Source organism: Chryseobacterium sp. WX (assembly GCF_029542485.1).
Taxonomy (GTDB): Bacteria; Bacteroidota; Bacteroidia; order Flavobacteriales; family Weeksellaceae; genus Chryseobacterium; species Chryseobacterium cucumeris.
The window spans coordinates 691,794-710,271 of record NZ_CP120710.1; the positions used below are offsets into that span (position 1 = coordinate 691,794).

At 36.8% G+C, this 18,478-nt stretch carries 15 protein-coding genes; 9 read left to right on the plus strand and 6 right to left on the minus strand.

Annotation, left to right across the window (positions count from 1 at the left end):
- Positions 1–222: 222 nt before the first annotated feature.
- The 3 genes from PZ898_RS03050 (at position 223) to PZ898_RS03060 (ending at position 5,592) form a co-directional block, all read left to right on the plus strand.
- Positions 223–2,691 carry a tetratricopeptide repeat protein gene (locus PZ898_RS03050; protein ID WP_277694758.1) on the plus strand — a complete coding sequence of 823 codons (2,469 nt, stop codon included), beginning with the start codon at positions 223–225 and terminating at the stop codon, positions 2,689–2,691.
- Positions 2,692–2,752: 61 nt separating this feature from the next.
- The gene (locus PZ898_RS03055; RefSeq protein ID WP_277694759.1) at positions 2,753–4,960 is read left to right on the plus strand and encodes a histidine kinase; all 2,208 of its coding nucleotides are present in this window, start codon (positions 2,753–2,755) and stop codon (positions 4,958–4,960) included.
- Positions 4,961–4,962: 2 nt separating this feature from the next.
- A complete protein-coding gene (locus tag PZ898_RS03060; RefSeq protein WP_062669750.1) occupies positions 4,963–5,592 on the plus strand; it encodes a response regulator transcription factor in 630 nt (209 codons plus the stop codon).
- An 81-nt stretch (positions 5,593–5,673) separates the two neighbouring features.
- Here the strand turns inward: PZ898_RS03060 and PZ898_RS03065 are convergent, their stop codons facing one another.
- Positions 5,674–6,240: a hypothetical protein gene (locus tag PZ898_RS03065; protein WP_120231060.1), complete on the minus strand. Its 567-nt coding sequence runs from the start codon at positions 6,238–6,240 to the stop codon at positions 5,674–5,676.
- Between the two features lie 86 nt (positions 6,241–6,326).
- Positions 6,327–7,400: a resolvase gene (locus tag PZ898_RS03070; RefSeq protein WP_277694760.1), complete on the minus strand. Its 1,074-nt coding sequence runs from the start codon at positions 7,398–7,400 to the stop codon at positions 6,327–6,329.
- 158 nt (positions 7,401–7,558) lie between these two features.
- Here PZ898_RS03070 and PZ898_RS03075 point away from each other — a divergent pair, with 158 nt between their 5' ends.
- Positions 7,559–8,101 (plus strand): hypothetical protein, encoded by a 543-nt coding sequence (locus PZ898_RS03075; RefSeq protein WP_277694761.1) that lies wholly within the window; start codon positions 7,559–7,561, stop codon positions 8,099–8,101.
- A 95-nt stretch (positions 8,102–8,196) separates the two neighbouring features.
- Here the strand turns inward: PZ898_RS03075 and infC are convergent, their stop codons facing one another.
- Complete coding sequence (gene infC / locus PZ898_RS03080) at positions 8,197–8,697, minus strand: translation initiation factor IF-3 (RefSeq protein WP_027372223.1); 501 nt, start codon at positions 8,695–8,697, stop codon at positions 8,197–8,199.
- 174 nt (positions 8,698–8,871) lie between these two features.
- Entirely contained in the window at positions 8,872–10,791 is a 1,920-nt protein-coding gene (thrS, locus tag PZ898_RS03085) for a threonine--tRNA ligase (protein WP_110008821.1), read from the minus strand.
- Between the two features lie 242 nt (positions 10,792–11,033).
- Here thrS and PZ898_RS03090 point away from each other — a divergent pair, with 242 nt between their 5' ends.
- A complete protein-coding gene (locus PZ898_RS03090; protein ID WP_277694762.1) occupies positions 11,034–12,008 on the plus strand; it encodes a membrane dipeptidase in 975 nt (324 codons plus the stop codon).
- Positions 12,009–12,176: 168 nt separating this feature from the next.
- Here PZ898_RS03090 and PZ898_RS03095 read toward each other — a convergent pair whose 3' ends face one another.
- The gene (locus PZ898_RS03095) at positions 12,177–13,721 is read right to left on the minus strand and encodes a hypothetical protein (RefSeq protein ID WP_277694763.1); all 1,545 of its coding nucleotides are present in this window, start codon (positions 13,719–13,721) and stop codon (positions 12,177–12,179) included.
- Between the two features lie 147 nt (positions 13,722–13,868).
- On the opposite strand from PZ898_RS03095, the gene PZ898_RS03100 reads away from it, so the two are divergent.
- The 4 genes from PZ898_RS03100 to leuB are packed head-to-tail and all read left to right on the plus strand — an operon-like array spanning position 13,869 to position 18,180.
- Positions 13,869–15,032 carry a 2-isopropylmalate synthase gene (locus PZ898_RS03100; protein ID WP_277694764.1) on the plus strand — a complete coding sequence of 388 codons (1,164 nt, stop codon included), beginning with the start codon at positions 13,869–13,871 and terminating at the stop codon, positions 15,030–15,032.
- Between the two features lie 30 nt (positions 15,033–15,062).
- Positions 15,063–16,451, plus strand: a complete 1,389-nt coding sequence (gene leuC / locus PZ898_RS03105) for a 3-isopropylmalate dehydratase large subunit (RefSeq protein ID WP_277694765.1) — start codon at positions 15,063–15,065, stop codon at positions 16,449–16,451.
- A 15-nt stretch (positions 16,452–16,466) separates the two neighbouring features.
- Positions 16,467–17,075 carry a 3-isopropylmalate dehydratase small subunit gene (leuD, locus tag PZ898_RS03110; protein WP_062669734.1) on the plus strand — a complete coding sequence of 203 codons (609 nt, stop codon included), beginning with the start codon at positions 16,467–16,469 and terminating at the stop codon, positions 17,073–17,075.
- Positions 17,056–18,180, plus strand: coding sequence for a 3-isopropylmalate dehydrogenase (gene leuB / locus PZ898_RS03115; protein WP_277694766.1), 1,125 nt, complete (start codon positions 17,056–17,058; stop codon positions 18,178–18,180). Before leuD ends, leuB begins: the two co-directional genes overlap by 20 nt.
- A 96-nt stretch (positions 18,181–18,276) precedes the next feature.
- Here leuB and PZ898_RS03120 read toward each other — a convergent pair whose 3' ends face one another.
- Positions 18,277–18,462 (minus strand): hypothetical protein, encoded by a 186-nt coding sequence (locus PZ898_RS03120; protein ID WP_062669731.1) that lies wholly within the window; start codon positions 18,460–18,462, stop codon positions 18,277–18,279.
- Between the last annotated feature and the right edge of the window lie 16 nt (positions 18,463–18,478).

Below are 18,478 nucleotides of genomic sequence, written 5' to 3' on the forward strand. Positions count from 1 at the left end.
AACTTTTATAGCTTTCTTTTTCACACCCGATTCAACGATAAATTCTTATTTCGAATAAACACTAAAAAACTATGGGTAAAAACACTAGCCAGATACAATGGAGTGAGGAAGAAGCTGTAAAAGTAATAATGCTGCGTATATTTGTAATTTGCAGCTACTCGGGAGGCAACCTCAGGTAACAGGGAATGCTGTAATGCTTTCCGACATTATAAAATTTGACGAATGGCGCACCGGATTTATTTATACAACTACGATCAGAAATCAAATCAGACATTCGATACCTATCTGGGCGAGTGGAACTATGAAATTCCATTATTGCTGTATCCTCTGCTCGCAGAAGACATCAAAGTGGAAGGCGTTGAATTTTTCTCAGATAAAAATCAGGGAATTGTTCAGTTGCGTTATTTTTTCAATCTGCTGGCAGATACTTTTCAGCTGCATTACAAGAAAGCTTATTACGAACCCGTTAATAAGATGTTCGAGTTTCTGGAAGCTTTACCTTACGACACTTTTGTATTGAATGCAACAGATGTTTTCAATATGAACGAAGAAGAACATACGGTACAGGCAAAGGAATGGCTGGTAGAAATTCAGCAAAAAAGCAAGCTGTATAAAAAGGCTGTTAAAGCCCGTAACCTTTCGCTGCTGGATCCCTTGTTTTCACAGACAGGATATTCCTCATTTCTTGAAATTTTACAAACCGACTGGGTTAATTACGGATTAGGATATTTTGAAGAGCTTGCTTATAAAAAAGCGGCATCTTCTGTATTTGAAGAGAACGGGAAGTTTGGCCTTAAAGATGCAAAAGGGGGTATTTTAGCTCCGGCAGTTTATGATGATATTTTTGAAGCCGATGATTACTACAATATATCGGTAATTCAAAAAGGTGCTTTTTTTGGTTACCTGCAAAGTGACGGAAAAGAATGGGTTTCTCCGGTATATGAAGATGCTTTTGACGTATTCGATTTTGGGCAGGAACCTTTAGGTGAAGTAAAGGTGAATGGCAAATCAGGGATTTTAAAAATCTATTCAAACACCTGGATGATTCCTGCGGAATACGATGCCATTGAAAGAGCAGCCTATGGATTTCTTTTGGTAGAAAAAGATGGAAAATTCGGAGTTTACAACGATGAAAACATACTGATTATCCCTATTGAAAGCGAAAATCCATATGAATATGATTATTTCCCTGAATTATTTTTCACCAGACAAAAAGGTACCGGAAAACGAAAATATTATACAAAAGAAGGAAACTATCTCGGAGACTTTTTAGAAGGCAGCATCTCAAAAGCAAGTACCTGTTTCTGGATCAAACCGAACAAATTTGACAAGAAGGGCAGATTGATTGATGAAAGAGGCCGCCTCATTATAGACGAAGCAGATCAGATGATCTTAATTGATAATTATGAAACTCTTGCTGTTCGTAAAGACAAAAGCTGGAAGATCTATCATGCTTTAAAACATCAGTTTCTGCTGGAAAATGAATCTGTTAGTAAAATAAAAGCACAGTCCAATGCCGGATATAAAAATAATGTCTTTATCCTGGAAACCAATGCGGGATCAGGACTTTTTGATGCAGGTAATGGAAATTGGTTAATCACTCCCCAACCGGAAATTAAGCAGATTCACTATCTGGAAAATGGATTTTTATCGGTTCAAAAAAATGAAGGGTATCAATTGTTCGGTTTTGAGAATGGTCTGTCAGCCCAATTGTATGATTATATTTCCAATCCTTTGAATTACAGAACAGAAGAAGGTTTATTGTTTCTGTATCAGGGTGAAAATATGTTGAGGATGCATGAAGACAAAAGCATTCACCGGGTAGAGGCTTCCGAATATGGTGCCGTTTATCTGGACCGGTATTCATTCCGGGGAAAAGATCTGGAATACTTTACTTCCTTTTATAACCGTTGGAAAAGCCAGAAAGGTAAGAACCCCGAACAATTCATGGAGGTTGGAACGATTAAAAAAATGGCTTTTGACGAAAAGGAAAACCAGAATTACCACGAAGCACTTCGTCTTTTTGAGTTATCTGCCCAAAAGGGTGACATGGATAGCCTGGTAGAAATAGGATTACTGCTTACGGATCCTGAAATAGAATCATTATTTGATCCGCAAAGAGGCATTGCATATTACGAAAAAGCAGCACAACGAAACCACCCTGTAGCCTGGAACAATCTCGGGGCTTTGTACCACAACGGAATTGGGTATTCTTTTAATATCAAAAAAGTAATTGAGGCCTATGAAAAGAGTGCCGAGCTTGGTGACGAAATGGCTCTTGTCAACCTGGGTGATCTGTATTATTTTGGACAACACGTGAAGCAGGATTACAGTAAAGCTTTGGATTTTTATCAGAAAGCTGAGAAAAAATATACCTACAATTACGATAAAATCTCAGAAATCTATTACCAGTTAAGAGACTATAAAAACCTCTTGGTATACTTGAAGAAAGACTATGATCAATCTTATTCCGGGATTTATTACGGCATTATCTACGAACACGGTATGGGAGTAAAAACGGATCTGAAGAAAGCCATTAAGTATTATGAACAGGCCAATACTTACAGTGCCTACGAATATGCAACTCAACGTTTGATGTATTATTATGGTGAAGATCCGGTCTTTAAAAATGAAAAGAAATACCTGAAGTGGAGTGCTTTTGCTGAAAAGCATGGTTTCGAAACAGATTAACAGGGATTTACCTATATTTACGTTCCTTAATGGAATGCAATTTAATAAAGATAAGGGTTTGATGCACAGGTTATTACTTATATTTACTTTACTTATTTGTCCATTTTTTGTTCAGGCACAGGATGTTTTAAGCAAATTAGAAAGAGAATACAGCCATGCCTCAAACAATACGGCAGAACAGCTCAACCTGGCTCCCAGGTACGCTACAGCACTATTTTTTCATAATCTTAAGTCCAAATCTTACCAGATTTTAGATACTAATATTTCCCTTGCTGCAAAACAGGCGGATGGAAAGTATGCCACAATTTTATATGCGGTACAGGCCATGAATTACCGGCTGGATAATAAAGCCGCGGAGTCTTCAAAAAGCCTCGATATGGCAAAGGCCTACAGCTTAAAAACGAATAGTAATGAAGCAAAGGGTTATGTACAATATGCAAAAGGCTGGATTCTGGTACGCAATAATAAAACGACCGATGCTGTCGCTGCTTACCTGAAAGCGATCGAATATTATGAAAACTCACCAACTACTTCCACACTATATGGAAGATTGGGTAATGCAGCCAAGGAATTATCTGCTATTTATTCTGACCTGAATGAATATCAGCTGGAAGAAAAATACAGCAAACAATTTCTATTGTTAGCTTCCAAGCAAAATGACCCCAATCTTATCTTTGATGCTTACATGCGGATGGGGTACGTATATGAACAAAAATATACACAGGAGCCATCCAATACAATGTTTCGAAATAAAACGGAACAGTATTATTTACAGGCTATTGCGACTTTTAATAAAAATAAAGATGCGATGCTTAGCAGAAACAGCCTCTCATATGCTGCCATCAATTTAGCTAATTTATATACTGGGTTTGACAGTGATAAAGCTATGCAATATGCACAGTTAGCCAATAAAGTGAGCCTGGAGATTGGTGATGCTATTCACATTGCTTCTTCCTTTGGAATTCTGGCAGAATTGGCATTGCAGGATAAAAATTATGATTTAGCCAAATCTTATTTTCTGAAAGCCTCCATGGAAATTGGGAAAAGCCCGGTAAGAAATCATATGATAGAATTGTCTATCCTTGAATCTCTATCCAGAATTAGTGAAGAGCAGGGTAATTATAAAGAAGCACTGACTTATTATAAAAGCTATGTTGATCAATACAAGAGCATTTACGATCAGGAAAAACTGGATATCACCAAAAGATTAGAATCCCAGTTTGATAAAGAGCGACAGGAGCAAAAGTACATCAAGCTACAGCTCGAAAGCGACAAGAAAGCACAGGAAATCAAACTTATTAATATTTTGCGTGCACAGCGTGAACAGGTTTATAACAACCTAAAATTGGTAGAAGAAAACCAGCGTGAAAGACTGAAATTCTCAGAACTTGAATCCGAGAAAAAAGAACAGCAGCTTCGTTTGGCAAAACTGGAGACCCAACAGAAGAATAACGATATTAATACCTTTAAAAAGCTTCTGGCGTTCAAGGAAAAGATCAATACGTACTACATTTTTTTTATTATCTTTTTCATTATTTTGATCCTCTTGTTGCTGTATGCCTATAAACAGCGTGCCAGGTCTATTAAACGAAGAGACGAATTGCATGCTTTAGCCATGGAACAGGAAAAGCAAAACTCGAAAATATCTACCCTTACTGCATTGCTTGAAGGGCAGGAGCAGGAGCGTGGCCGTCTGGCCCGTGATCTCCATGACGGATTGGGAGGTTTGCTGTCCGGAACTAAGCATCAACTTTCTTATTTAAATCCTCATCAATCCGAAAATATTGAAGAAGGAATTTCAAAATCAATTGAACAGATCGATGGTGCTGTGGAAGAACTGAGAAGGGTGGCACATAATCTAATGCCTGATTTATTAACAAAATACGGTCTGGAAGTGGCTATTCAGGAGTTTGCTTCACGAATTTCCAATTATGCTCTGGAAATCCATACAGAGTTTATCAATTACAGCAATTCCATATCGAAGGAAAAGCAATTGATCATTTACAGGATTATTCAGGAACTGGTCAACAATGCGATAAAGCATGCAGAGACTTCTGAAATTATCATTCAGGTAAGCGAAGAAGAAAACCTAATAAATCTTACAGTAGAGGATAACGGTAAAGGTTTCGATCATACCAATTTAGACGTTAGAAAAACGGCAGGTTTTCACAATATAGAATTGAGAGTCCAGTTTTTAAAAGGAACCATGAATATCACCTCCGAATTAAATATTGGCACCAGTATAGAACTTCAAATCCCTATTCATTAAACATGATAAAAGTAGCCATAACAGACGATCATCCGCTTCTATTGGAAGGACTGAAAAATATTTTAGGCAACAGCGGAACAATAGATGTCGTAGATTGTTTCAAAAGTGTCTCCGAAATGAATGCAGGCCTTGCAAAACAGGCGGTTGACATTCTGCTGCTCGACATTAATCTGGAAGATACCAACAGCATTGAACTCATCAAACCTTTAAAGAAAAAGTACAGCAGCCTTCAGATTATTATCCTTAGTGTTCATAACGAACTGCCCGTCATCAACAGTACTCTTGCTGAAGGGGCTTTGGGATATATTCAAAAAAATGCTTCAGTTTCCGAAATTATCGAAGGAATTAATGCTGTATATAGCGGTAACAGGTTTTTATGCTCTCAAACCAAAGCTGTTCTGGAGAAAAAATCAACAGACGGATTAAGTCAGGTTCCGAAACTGACACGAAGAGAAAAAGAAATTCTGGGTGAAGCAGCAAAAGGGCTTACTACCAATCAAATGGCGGAAAAGCTTTTTATAAGTCCGCACACGGTAGAAAGCCACCGCAAAAATCTTATCGAAAAATTTCAGACCTCCAACCTGAGTTCAGCTATAAAATTAGCTATAGAATACGGCTTGATTATCGAATAAAATAATCATCCCGAAAAAAGGCTGCTCACATCATGTAAGCAGCCTTTTTCTTATATAATCAAATAATTTGGGTGTGTACGGTTAATCTTTAAATTTCAACGCAGCCTGAAACAGATTCTTTTTGTCTACTAAATCGTATTCGTCATTGTAAACCGGCTGGTACATCAGGATGAAAACGCTGCCGTCAAAATCTTTTAAACTGATGGGCTGATCTACCATGATATCATAAAATCTTGTAATCGTACGGGTAGCAGTCCATTGCTTTGCATTGCCTTTTGGGTTTTTATCAAATCTGTGATCTTTTGCATCTGTATAATACCAGTATGAAGGCGCGGAATCCATCAGAAACATTTCTTTATCCTTGTTATAGAGCTCTTCGGCCATACCTGTATTCTGGAACCATGGAACTTCAGTATTCAAAACGCCCAAAGCTCCTGCATAGATATCTTTATTTGTTGTGGCACCCACTAAAAATCCTTCCAGATTGGAAGACGTGATTTCAAATAAAAAAGGAGATTTTTTCAGTTCATAAACATCATTCACGGGTTCAATTACTTTTCCATCCTGTTTAATAACGACTTTTAACGATTGTGCAAAAGTCATAAAACTTAATAAACAAAAAAGAAGGGTCAAACTTAATTTTTTCATTGTATCTCTTTAAATAATTGCAGCAAAGATATTAGACTTTATTTCCCTGTGCACTCGCTGATTTCAGGGGTTTTTATTTCATCAAATTAAAGCAGGTCAGTCTTCAGCTGGATTTTTATATAAGCCGTTTTATGTTTTTTACCATTAGCCGAAGCAGAGTTAAGAGGGTAGACTTCTGCATAGAAAGTGTCATTATCGGTCCAGAAAGCCTTTTTATCATCTGCTATTTTAAAGTTGGTGAAATTCACATATAAAAGGTTGTCCTGTTTCTTAGTTTGAGGAAAGTATTTAGAAATAACAAAATTACTCCCCACATCATGATTGGATGAAATGAAGGTAACCCAGCCTTTAGTTGGAAGGATTTGCGGATAACCTTCTGTACTCAGTTCAAACATAACTGCATTTTTTAAATTATAAAAAGAATAGTAGGAATCTGCAGCTTCATCAGAATTTTCTTTGAATACTTCCAGGTTTAAATAAGGCGACCTTCCTACATATTCATTGGCAAGCGGTCCGGTCTCTGTAGAGATACTTTCATGTTGTGTAATGACATCTTCTCTGCCGTTTTCTTTGTAAACCCAGTTATCTGCCTGCAGTTGTATATTGGGATTTTTTACCAGCTTTTCACCAATTTGTTTTTTTGAACTGGCTTTAAATTCCTGTTCAGAAATCTCCACAATGGTCCCGAACTTCTTAAAAGATTTATTCTTAGAATCACTAGATTCTCTAAAAGTGCTGCTTCTGATCTCATAAAGGTCAACCCCTTTTAACGTAAGTTCGTATGCCGGTGTGAATTCCGACTTCAGGACAAACGCTTCAATACTGTTCGAAATGTTATTATTAATGCTGTAATGAATAGAATAGAAGTCCTCAAACTCTTCAAATCCATAATAATTATCGAGTTTATTGTAAGGCATTTTCAAATAGGGAGCATCTGTATTCGGCGCGGTAAAAAACTGTACAGAATCCAGTTTAGTAAATAATTGAAACGGTACCTCCTGAACATTGTCCACGCCTTGTATTTTTTTGAAATCGGCAAATGTTACCGTTTTCTGCTTTACTTCAGTTTTTACATTATGTGTTTCTGATGTTTTATCCTTTTGGTTACATCCTGCAAGAATCACCATGGATGATATAAAGAATTGATTGATGACTTTCATTTTTATATTTTTGCCCAAATGTATCAGTATTCGGACCAATAGCCAATAAAACCACCTGATATAGGGAATAAATGGCCGAAAACAGGGATATTTTGAACGATGGATTTTGGAGAATTTTACAAAATGAAAACCTCAATATTGTAATTTACTTTATAAAAATGAAAAACTTAATAATCAGCCTTTCAATGGTGACTGCTTTATTAGCATCCTGTTCACCTTCTTCAGACAAAAAAACAGAAACAAATACATCTCCGGATACTCAAAAAGAAGTGGCATCATCTCAACCGGAACCAGTAGAAATTCCAGCTGATTTTTCAACATTGGTTCCTATTGACGTGTTGAATAGTAAAAGCCCCAATGTGCATGATAAATATGGGATAGAATTCTCCGGGAACTGTTACTCATGCGATTTGGCCAGTCTTTCTATAACGAAGAAGCAGATCAGATGGACCAACGTCTGTGATGAAAAAGACACTTTTGAAATTGATGATTTTTCATACACTACTGAAGAAAACAAAACGATCTTTAAAACACCGGAAAGAACCTATATTTTAACTCAAATAGATAAAGCACCCGTTTACGAACTTGTGATAGAAGGCAAAAAACTGGAGTTAAAGAACAAAAGAATATCAAAATATTTTACCACCAAAAAAGCTTTGCCGCTTTTCACAGAACATGACTGTGGAGATTTTGAGGGATAAGCCGTAGAGTAGCCCGGGACAGTCTTGTCTTAAAATATAAGCATAAAAAAACCTCAAAGTAATTTGAGGTTTCTTTATATAAAATAATGACTTAATTATTTTGCTGGTTTTTTAGGACTCATCATCATAATCATCCTTTTTCCTTCAAGTTTAGGAAGCTGGTCTACTTTACCCACATGCTCAAGTTCCTGAGCAAGTTTTAAAAGCAAAATTTCTCCCTGGTCCTTAAAGATAATCGAACGTCCTTTAAAAAATACGTAGGTTTTTAATTTAGAACCTTCTTCAAGGAATTTTTCAGCATGCTTCTTTTTGAATTCGTAATCGTGATCATCAGTCTGAGGTCCGAAACGGATCTCTTTTACTACCACTTTTACCTGCTTGGCTTTAAGTTCCTTCTGTTTTTTCTTTTGCTCGTATAAGAATTTCTTGTATTCCAATACTCTTGCAATAAATGGTTCTGCCTTGTCAGAAATTACTACTAAATCCAATTCTTGTTCCGCCGCAATTTGTCTTGCTTTGTCAATTGGGTAAATTCCTGGCTCTACGTTATCGCCCACTAAACGAAGCTCTCTCACACGAATTTTATCGTTGATCAAGTGAGCGTCCTCTTGTACCGGACGTCTCTGTGGGCCCCTGTTGTTAAATCTTTGTGCTATTGTATTATAATTTTATTGGTTAATTACTTAATTTAATTGATTTAAATATTTAAAATTAAAAGATTCCAGTTAATTATTTAAATTTTTGAATCCTTCAATCTTTTAATTTAAAAGTTATATGGCTGCTTCTTTTTTGAAGTAAGCAACGAAATCCTCCAGCTTCATCGCTCCAAGATCACCTTCTCCACGTCTTCTTACAGAAATCGTGCCTTCTTTCTCTTCATTTTCTCCTACAACAAGCATGAAAGGAATTTTCTTCAATTCAGCATCACGGATCTTTTTACCTGTCTTCTCATTTCTTTCATCAATCTGACCGCTAATATCGTGATTTTCCAAAAATTGTGAAACTTTTTTTGAATAATCTACATATTTTTCACTGATTGGTAGAATAATAAACTGATCCGGGCTCAGCCATAACGGGAAATCACCTGCAGTGTTTTCCAGCAGAATAGCGATAAAACGCTCCATAGAACCGAATGGTGCTCTGTGGATCATCACCGGTCTGTGCTTTTCATTATCATTTCCGATATAGTGAAGATCAAATCTTTCCGGTAAGTTATAATCTACCTGGATAGTTCCTAACTGCCATTTTCTTCCTAAAGCATCTTTCACCATGAAGTCAAGCTTCGGACCGTAGAATGCCGCTTCTCCGTATTCTACTACTGTTTTTAAACCTTTCTTTTGAGCTGCATTGATGATCGCACTTTCTGCTTTCTCCCAGTTTTCATCAGAACCGATATATTTTTGTTTGTTTTCAGGATCTCTTAATGAAACCTGAGTTACAAAATCTTCAAACCCTAAAGATTTGAATACATACAACGTAAGATCAATTACTTTTTCAAATTCTTCAGAAAGCTGATCAGGAGTACAGAATAAGTGAGCATCATCCTGAGTAAATCCACGAACTCTCGTTAAACCGTGAAGCTCTCCACTTTGCTCATATCTGTATACCGTACCGAATTCTGCATATCTTTTTGGTAAATCTCTGTAGCTCCATTGTGAAGTTTTGTAAATTTCACAGTGGTGAGGACAGTTCATCGGCTTCAGCAAAAATTCTTCTCCTTCGTTCGGCGTTTTAATCGGCTGGAAGCTGTCTTCACCATATTTGTCCCAGTGTCCTGAAGTTACATATAATTCTTTTGCCCCGATGTGTGGAGACATTACGAATTCATAACCTCCTTTTTTCTGAGCATCAGAAAGGAAATTCTCCAGTTTTCTTCTTAAAGCAGTACCTTTTGGCAGCCAAAGTGGTAAACCTGCACCTACTTTTTCAGAGAATGCGAAGATTCCAAGTTCTTTACCTAATTTTCTGTGATCTCTTCTTTTAGCTTCTTCCAATCTTTCTAGATATTCTGTCAGATCTTTCTGCTTAGGGAAAGAAATACCATATACTCTTGTTAATTGTGGGTTCTTTTCATTACCTCTCCAGTAAGCTCCTGCTGCATTTAATATTTTAACCGCTTTTACGATTCCTGTATTCGGAATGTGACCACCACGACATAAATCTGTGAAGTTATCGTGGGTTACAAAAGTGATTTCCCCATCATTAAGATTAGAGATCAATTCCACTTTGTAAGGGTTATCTGCATACGTCTTCAAAGCTTCTTCTTTTGAAACCGGATATAAAGAGAAAGTAGAACCTTTCTTTGCATTTTCCAGGATCTTTTTCTCAATCTTCTCAAAATCTTTTTCAGATAGACTTTCATCCCCGAAATCTACATCATAGTAGAATCCGCTTTCGATAGCAGGACCGATGGTCAACTTAGCATCAGGATAAAACTCAAGGATTGCCTGCGCCAGAAGGTGGGCAGAAGAGTGCCAGAAAGCCTTCTTTCCAAGATCATCATTCCAGGTCAAAAGCTGTACCGTAGAATCCGTGGTTATAGGTGTGGTCGTTTCTACTTGTTTGTCATTAACAATTGCGGAAATGGTGTTTCTAGCCAATCCCTCGCTTATAGATTTTGCCACATCAAGGGGAGTCACTGCTCCCTCGAATTCTTTGACACTATTGTCTGGAAGTGTAATTTTTATCATTGTTTACTAAGAAATTTTAAGATGCAAAAATACGGAATTTTTAGATAAAATACTATATTAGCATATATTTAGAATGAGAATTAATATTAAAAATGTAAAAGATGCAGATGGTTTTAGTCTCACTGAATTCCATATTTCGTTTTTCATAGAAAAATACCTTTGATTTTTTATTCAAGATAACACCAATATTAAGATACTTAGTCTATTTGTAAGTCTTTAAAAATAAATTAATTACAATTAATATGAATGCTATAAATGTTGACCTTCACTGCGATTTATTATGCTATTTGCTGGAGCCGGGTTCATTAATTAACGACAAAGAACTTGGATGCTCACTTCCTTATTTAAAAGAAGGAAATGTAAAGCTTCAGGTGATGGCTATATACTCCGCGACAGGGCAAAATAGTACTGCTTACGGAGCAAAACAGAGCGAAATATTTTCAGATCTCCTGCAAAATGAAAGTTTTTTCTTATTTGATGGTAACAATTATAAAAATCCTGAAAATATAGGCAAAGTAGGAGTTATCGCTTCTATTGAAAATGCATCCGGCTTCTGTGGCGAAGATGACACTTTGGAAACGGGTTTTAAAAATCTGGAAGCGATTATTGAAAAAACACAACGAATTCTTTACCTTGGAATAACCCATCATACTGAAAACCGCTTTGGAGGAGGAAACAATTCCGATGTAGGATTGAAAGATGACGGTAAAGTTCTGCTTGACTATTTCTCAGAAAAAAACATTGCTATTGATCTTGCCCACACCAGTGATCAGCTTGCCTATGGAATTCTTAATTATATTGATCAGAGAAACTACAAAATTCCTGTTATCGCAAGCCATTCCAACTACAGACAGGTACATGATAAAAAGAGAAATCTTCCCGATGAACTGGCGAAAGAAGTGATTAAAAGAAAAGGGCTGATCGGACTCAATTTTATCCGCAATTGTGTCGATGATACAAATCCGGAAATGTTATATGAACATATTCAGTACGGCCTTGATTTGGGCGGAGAAGATGCAGTTGCCTATGGTGCCGATTTTTTCTTCTGTAAAAACCATCCTGATAAATCCCGTCATCCATTTTTCTTTAAAGGATATGATGATGCATCTGCATTTAATGCTATCAATAAAGAAATTGAGAAGCGTTTTTCACATGAACTGATGGAAAAAATCAGCCATAGAAATGCATTGAATTTTATAAAGAAGATGTATAAATAAAATCATCATCCGATTACATCACAGCATAATTAACAGGTCGCTCCTCCGGAGCGACCTGTTAATACCTAAATCTATAAAAGATTATATTAAAAATGTTTTTTGATGTTTTATTTTACATGAAATAAAACATTGTAAATTATTGAAAAATATATTTTTATATATTCTTATTTAATGCTTTCTTTTATACTTTACTTTCTGCTTGATAATCTCAATAACATCCACATTCTGAACTTTGGACTTAATCCATCCGTGGATGTCAATATAGAATAACGAACGTCTATAATATTCATTATTGGAATATTCTTCCAGCTTTTTATCAAAGCTTTCAAAAGCTTTTTGTCTCTGATCCGGGATTTGATTATTCAGGTTCTTAAAAAACTGAATGCTTTCAAAATGGAATTCTTCCGGTTTTTTCATTTTCTTCGCAAATTTCAAAGTAGAAGCAATAAATTCATCATAATCTTCATCATTGCCAGACTCATATTTTGCCATTAAGATCAGAATTCTTGTATGGAACAAGAGGTCTTCCTGTACATTTCCTTTGGATTCTATAATCCTCATAGAATATTCAATGGACTTTTCAAACATTTTACTTCCGAAGAACATGGCGGCCATTTTAAGGTAAAGAATCATAAAATGGTGCTCATCAATCCTCTCTCTGAGCTTTTCCATTTTTAATTCCACTTCAGGAATAAGTTTGGTTCCTGTGAAGAATTCTCCTTTTACAAAGTGAATATTCATCAGCGTATTGTACTGAGTAAGAAAAATAAGAGACTGAAGGTTCTCATTCTGAACAAAATTCTCCGAATGAACCATTGTATTGAAGTTCTGGAAATGTTCCTCCAGAATATCAATATTTCCGTATAAAAACAAAATTTTCAGCAAATACGTATTCCCTTTGATATACCAGACAGGATGGCTATAGATCATTTCAGGTTTCTTGTGAAAAAGATCGACCCATTGATAAGCATATTTCAAGGTATATTTATAGTCCTGTAAAAGCTGGTTTTTCCAGACATGGGCTTTGTAATACCATAATTTCTCCGTAAAATTCAGCTTCTCCGGGTTAATACTTTTAATCTCTGCGTTAAAAATATCCATAACTTCCTGCCGGTCTGCATCGTTTTTTACATAACCATGGGTCAGCATTTCGCTATATAATTTCAACGAAAGATTGGATAATTTTGTAGTATAACGGTTTTGTTTACTGATCTCCTGAGATTGCTTGATAAGCTCTTCGGCACGACCTTCAATACTTCGTGTAATGAATTGTGATTCAATTACTTTTTCAAGATCTATGATCTCCGAAGCAATACTCTTTTCATCCAGTTCCAATGCTGTCTGCTTGGTTTTGTCTAATATCTTTAAAGCCTGCTTATAAAGTCCTTTCTGATAGAGGATATTGGCAAAATCTAACTGTTCGCGAAGCTGGATTCTATAATTCTGATGACTCGGGTTCATACGGAGACTCACCAAAATCTGCTTGTAAAGATGAGCCTTAAGATTAGAAAGCTGTTGTTTTGTAGATATTTTTTTCTCAATAATAATACTTTCGTCATATTCTTTCATCTTGTCCATCTCAGAAAATAACAATAGAAATTTGGCATCTACGTTAATTCCGAGACGGTTTACGTAGAGCTTAAACTGTCTTTTTTCAGAGGTCGTCAATGACTTTACCAATACAAACAAAAAATCTTTCTGCAATTCTGCCATTGTAAATTTTAAGGGATTAAATTATTGATTAATAAATAAATACAATTGTTTTTAAGCTGTTGAATATTGTAATTTTCAGAAAAAGTGAAAATAAAAAAATATCGCAAGCTGTAGTTTTGAGCCAAAATTAAGTAAAAAACTTCACTTATGAATTCCGAAAAAATCGAAATTTTTGATACGACACTGAGAGATGGGGAGCAGGTTCCGGGATGCAAACTGAATACGGAACAAAAACTGGTTATTGCTGAAAGGCTTGATGAATTAGGGATTGATATTATCGAGGCAGGATTCCCGATTTCCAGCCCCGGCGATTTTGAATCGGTTTCAGAAATTTCAAAACTGGTGAAAAATGCGAAGGTATGCGGACTCACAAGAGCGAACAAAAAAGATATTGATGTAGCAGCAGAAGCGCTGAAGTTGGCAAAGAAACCAAGAATCCATACAGGAATCGGAACTTCGGATTCTCATATTAAATACAAATTCAACTCAACAAGAGAAGATATTATTGAAAGAGCAGCAGAAGCAGTAAAATATGCGAAAACATATGTTGAAGACGTTGAGTTTTATGCTGAAGATGCAGGAAGAACGGATAATGAATATCTGGCAAGAGTGTGTGAAGCGGTGATTAAAGCAGGAGCAACTGTCCTGAATATTCCTGATACCACAGGATATTGCCTGCCGGAAGAGTATGGTCAGAAAATAAAATATCTGAAAGAAAATGTAAGGGGAATTGAAAAAGCAGTGCTTTCATGTCATTGCCATAACGATCTGGGGCTGGCTACTGCCAATTCTATTGCCGGAGCAATTAATGGAGCCCGCCAGATTGAATGTACGATCAACGGATTAGGAGAAAGAGCGGGTAATACAGCGCTGGAGGAAGTCGTCATGATTTTAAAACAGCATAAAAATCTGAATCTGCATACCGATGTGAATTCCAGAATGCTGAATGAAATGAGTGCTATGGTTTCTGATCTGATGGGAATGTCTGTACAGCCCAACAAAGCTATTGTAGGAGCTAATGCCTTTGCTCACAGCTCAGGAATTCATCAGGACGGAGTGATTAAAAACAGGGAAACGTATGAAATCATAGATCCTGCAGAAGTAGGTGTGAATGCCTCTTCAATCATTCTTACTGCCAGAAGCGGACGTTCAGCATTGGCTTACCGTTTCAAACATATCGGCTATGAGGTTACCAAAAATGAACTTGATTATCTGTATCAGGAATTTTTGAAAATCGCTGATCTTAAAAAAGAAATAGACAACGATGATCTGAGTGTTATGATGGATTCTTTCGCCAGAAAAATAGGATAGGTTTGATTTAAAATCAAGATAAAGTAAAAAATGAACAACAGTAAAAAGACACTTTTTGATAAAGTATGGGACGCCCATGTGGTAGAAACCATTCCTGACGGACCTCAGATCATTTATATAGACAAACATCTTATTCATGAGGTAACCAGCCCTCAGGCTTTTGCAGAACTTGAATCCAGAAATCTGGAAATCTTCAGACCGGAACAGATTGTTGCGACTGCCGATCACAATGTACCTACATTGCATCAGGATCAGCCCATCAAAGATGATCTTTCAAGAAATCAGGTAGAACAGCTTACAGAAAACTGTAAAAAAAATAATATTGAACTTTTCGGATTAGGACATCAATATCAGGGGATTGTTCATATCATCGTTCCGGAATTAGGGATTACCCAGCCGGGAATGAGCATTGTGTGTGGTGACAGCCATACCTCTACGCATGGGGCATTTGGCTCAATTGCCTTTGGAATTGGAACCAGCCAGGTGGCTCAGGTATTTGCCAGCCAGTGTTTATTGCTGAACAAGCCAAAATCAATGAGAATTACCGTCAATGGCAAATTAAACGAAAATGTTCAGCCTAAAGATGTTATTCTTTATATCATTTCAAAAATAGGAACAGACGGAGGGACAGGATATTTTTGTGAATATGCAGGGAGTGTATTCGAGGAAATGTCAATGGAAGGAAGAATGACCGTCTGCAACATGAGCATTGAAATGGGTGCCAGAGGCGGAATGATTGCTCCGGATGAAACTACTTTTGAATACGTAAAGGGAAGAAAATTCGCCCCGGAAGGAGAAGACTGGAATGAAAAAGTAGCGTATTGGAGAACCTTGAAAACAGATGAAGGCGCTGTTTTTGATCAGGAACTCAGCTTTGATGCTGCAGATATTTATCCTATGATTACCTACGGTACTAATCCGGGAATGGGGATTTCAATCCGTGAAGTTATTCCGGCACCACAAAATGAATCTGAAGAGAAAGCTTTACAATATATGGGACTGGAAGCCGGACAGGCAGTTAACAGTATCAAGGTTAATTATGTGTTCATAGGAAGCTGTACCAATGCAAGAATAGAAGATTTCCGTTCTGCAGCCCAGTATATTAAAGGGAAAAGCAAATCTGAGGCTGTAAAAGCTCTGATTGTTCCCGGATCTCAGCAGGTAGTTAAACAGATTTATGAGGAAGGTTTGGATAAAATATTCAGTGATGCAGGATTTCAGATTCGTCAGCCGGGATGTTCGGCATGTCTGGCAATGAATGATGATAAAATCCCGGAAGGAGAATATTGTGTTTCCACTTCCAACAGAAACTTTGAAGGCAGACAGGGACAAGGCTCAAGGACAATTCTTGCCAGCCCGCTTACTGCAGCAAAAGCAGCCATAGAAGGTAAAATATCAGCTTTTGAAAGTTTAAACTAAACAGATTAAAAGTAAATGCAAAAATTAGTTGTTTTAAAATCCCGTGCAGTTCCACTGCCGGCAGAAAATATAGATACAGACCAGATTATTCCGGCAAGATTCCTGAAAAGTATAGACAGAAAAGGGTTCGGAGAAAATCTGTTCAGAGACTGGAGGTTCAATATTCATACTGGGGAACCTAATCCGGACTTTGTTTTAAACAATCCCAAATTTGGTGGTGAGATTCTTGTTGCAGGAAATAATTTCGGTTGTGGGAGTAGTCGTGAACATGCTGCCTGGTCTTTAACGGATTATGGATTCAAGGTCATTGTTTCAAGTTATTTCGCGGATATTTTTAAAGGAAATGCTCTCAATAACGGACTTCTTCCCGTAAAGGTTTCCGAAGAATTTTTAAAAGAAATTCTGGAAGGCATCAATGAAAATCCTGACAATGAAATCGCTATTGATGTGGAATTACAGTCGATCAGCTTTAAAGATACCACAGAAACCTTTGAATTAGATTCTTATAAAAAAATATGCCTGCTGAACGGCTATGACGATATTGATTTTTTAATCAGCAGAAAGCAGACGATCACAGAATTTGAATTAAAAACACAAAAAGCAAATGAGCGACAATTATTTTAAAATCGCGGTTCTTCCCGGAGATGGGATTGGCCCGGAAATCATCGGTGAAAGCATTAAAATATTAGATGCTATTGCTGAAGCTTTTCAATGTAAATTCCATTTTGAATATGGATTAATCGGTGCAGAGGCTATTTTTAAAACTGAAAATCCTTTGCCCGAAGAAACGCTGAAAATCTGTAAAGAGTCTGATGCTGTACTGTTCGGAGCTATTGGTGATCCGGTTTTTGATAACAATCCGGAAGCGAAAGTAAGACCTGAACAGGGATTATTGAAACTTCGCAAGGAGTTAGGATTGTTTGCCAATATCCGTCCTTTAAAAACCTATGCCTCTCTGATTGATAAAAGCCCATTGAAAAGAGAAATTATTGAAGGTGCTGATATTCAGATTTTCAGAGAACTGGTAAGCGGAATCTATTTTGGTGAAAAATTTACAGATCCGGAAGGTGCTTACGCTTATGATGTCTGCAAATACAGCCGTGAAGATATTATTCCGATTGCGCACATGGCGTTTCAGGAAGCACAGAAAAGAAAGAAAAAGCTTACGCTTATCGATAAAGCCAATGTTTTGGATACGTCAAGATTGTGGAGAAAGACGTGTCAGGAAATTGCACCGGAATATCCGGATGTAGAGCTTGATTATATGTTTGTGGACAACGCAGCTATGCAGCTGATCCTTAATCCTAAGCATTTTGATGTCATTGTAACGGAAAATATGTTTGGTGATATTATTTCCGATGAAGCAAGTGTGATCGGAGGATCCATCGGATTGTTACCATCTGCTTCAGTAGGAGAGAAGAATGCTTTGTTTGAGCCTATTCACGGATCTTATCCACAGGCGAAAGGGAAAGGAATTGCCAATCCTGTTGCTTCTATTTTAAGTGTGGCGATGATGCTGGATCATCTTGGTTTAAAGACCGCAGCCGAAAAATTAAGACAGTCGGTAGAGCATGCTATTGAGAATAAGTATGTCACAATCGATCTTAATAGCAAACAGTATTACTCCACAAGTGAAGTGGGAAGCTTTATTGCCGATCATATCAGATATTCTGAAAAGTCTTATTACAATTTTGAAAATATTAAGATCGGAAAATCGACCATTGTATAGAAACAAAAGTTCAGTTAGATAGTTAGAAAGAAAAGTTCCGCCTCGTATGAGACGGAACTTTTCGTTTTTCATTATAATAAAGCCTTAAAAGCTCTTTTATTTTTTTGTGTTATCCGTTTTTCCTGATTTGTTTTTGGAAGACTTCTGAACATCTTCTTTGTCAATATCAGGTGGATTGGTCTTTTTTGATGCTGCAGGAATATTCTGGAAATCCTGATTTTGCTTTTGGGTTTCTGCGGTATTGGCAGATTCTTTCCTGGTGGTTTTTCCTTTTGTATCCATGAGTTTGAATTTTAAA

What these genes read in the sequence shown, in the direction of transcription:
- PZ898_RS03075 (WP_277694761.1), top strand. Translation starts at nt 7,559, where the DNA reads ATGAAAAACTTAATAATCAGCCTTTCAATGGTGACTGCTTTATTAGCA.
- PZ898_RS03095 (WP_277694763.1), bottom strand. Translation starts at nt 13,721, where the DNA reads ATGGCAGAATTGCAGAAAGATTTTTTGTTTGTATTGGTAAAGTCATTG.
- PZ898_RS03070 (WP_277694760.1), bottom strand. Translation starts at nt 7,400, where the DNA reads ATGAAAGTCATCAATCAATTCTTTATATCATCCATGGTGATTCTTGCA.
- leuC (WP_277694765.1), top strand. Translation starts at nt 15,063, where the DNA reads ATGAACAACAGTAAAAAGACACTTTTTGATAAAGTATGGGACGCCCAT.
- PZ898_RS03065 (WP_120231060.1), bottom strand. Translation starts at nt 6,240, where the DNA reads ATGAAAAAATTAAGTTTGACCCTTCTTTTTTGTTTATTAAGTTTTATG.
- PZ898_RS03120 (WP_062669731.1), bottom strand. Translation starts at nt 18,462, where the DNA reads ATGGATACAAAAGGAAAAACCACCAGGAAAGAATCTGCCAATACCGCA.
- leuD (WP_062669734.1), top strand. Translation starts at nt 16,467, where the DNA reads ATGCAAAAATTAGTTGTTTTAAAATCCCGTGCAGTTCCACTGCCGGCA.
- leuB (WP_277694766.1), top strand. Translation starts at nt 17,056, where the DNA reads ATGAGCGACAATTATTTTAAAATCGCGGTTCTTCCCGGAGATGGGATT.
- thrS (WP_110008821.1), bottom strand. Translation starts at nt 10,791, where the DNA reads ATGATAAAAATTACACTTCCAGACAATAGTGTCAAAGAATTCGAGGGA.
- PZ898_RS03090 (WP_277694762.1), top strand. Translation starts at nt 11,034, where the DNA reads ATGAATGCTATAAATGTTGACCTTCACTGCGATTTATTATGCTATTTG.
- PZ898_RS03050 (WP_277694758.1), top strand. Translation starts at nt 223, where the DNA reads ATGGCGCACCGGATTTATTTATACAACTACGATCAGAAATCAAATCAG.
- PZ898_RS03055 (WP_277694759.1), top strand. Translation starts at nt 2,753, where the DNA reads ATGCACAGGTTATTACTTATATTTACTTTACTTATTTGTCCATTTTTT.
- PZ898_RS03100 (WP_277694764.1), top strand. Translation starts at nt 13,869, where the DNA reads ATGAATTCCGAAAAAATCGAAATTTTTGATACGACACTGAGAGATGGG.
- PZ898_RS03060 (WP_062669750.1), top strand. Translation starts at nt 4,963, where the DNA reads ATGATAAAAGTAGCCATAACAGACGATCATCCGCTTCTATTGGAAGGA.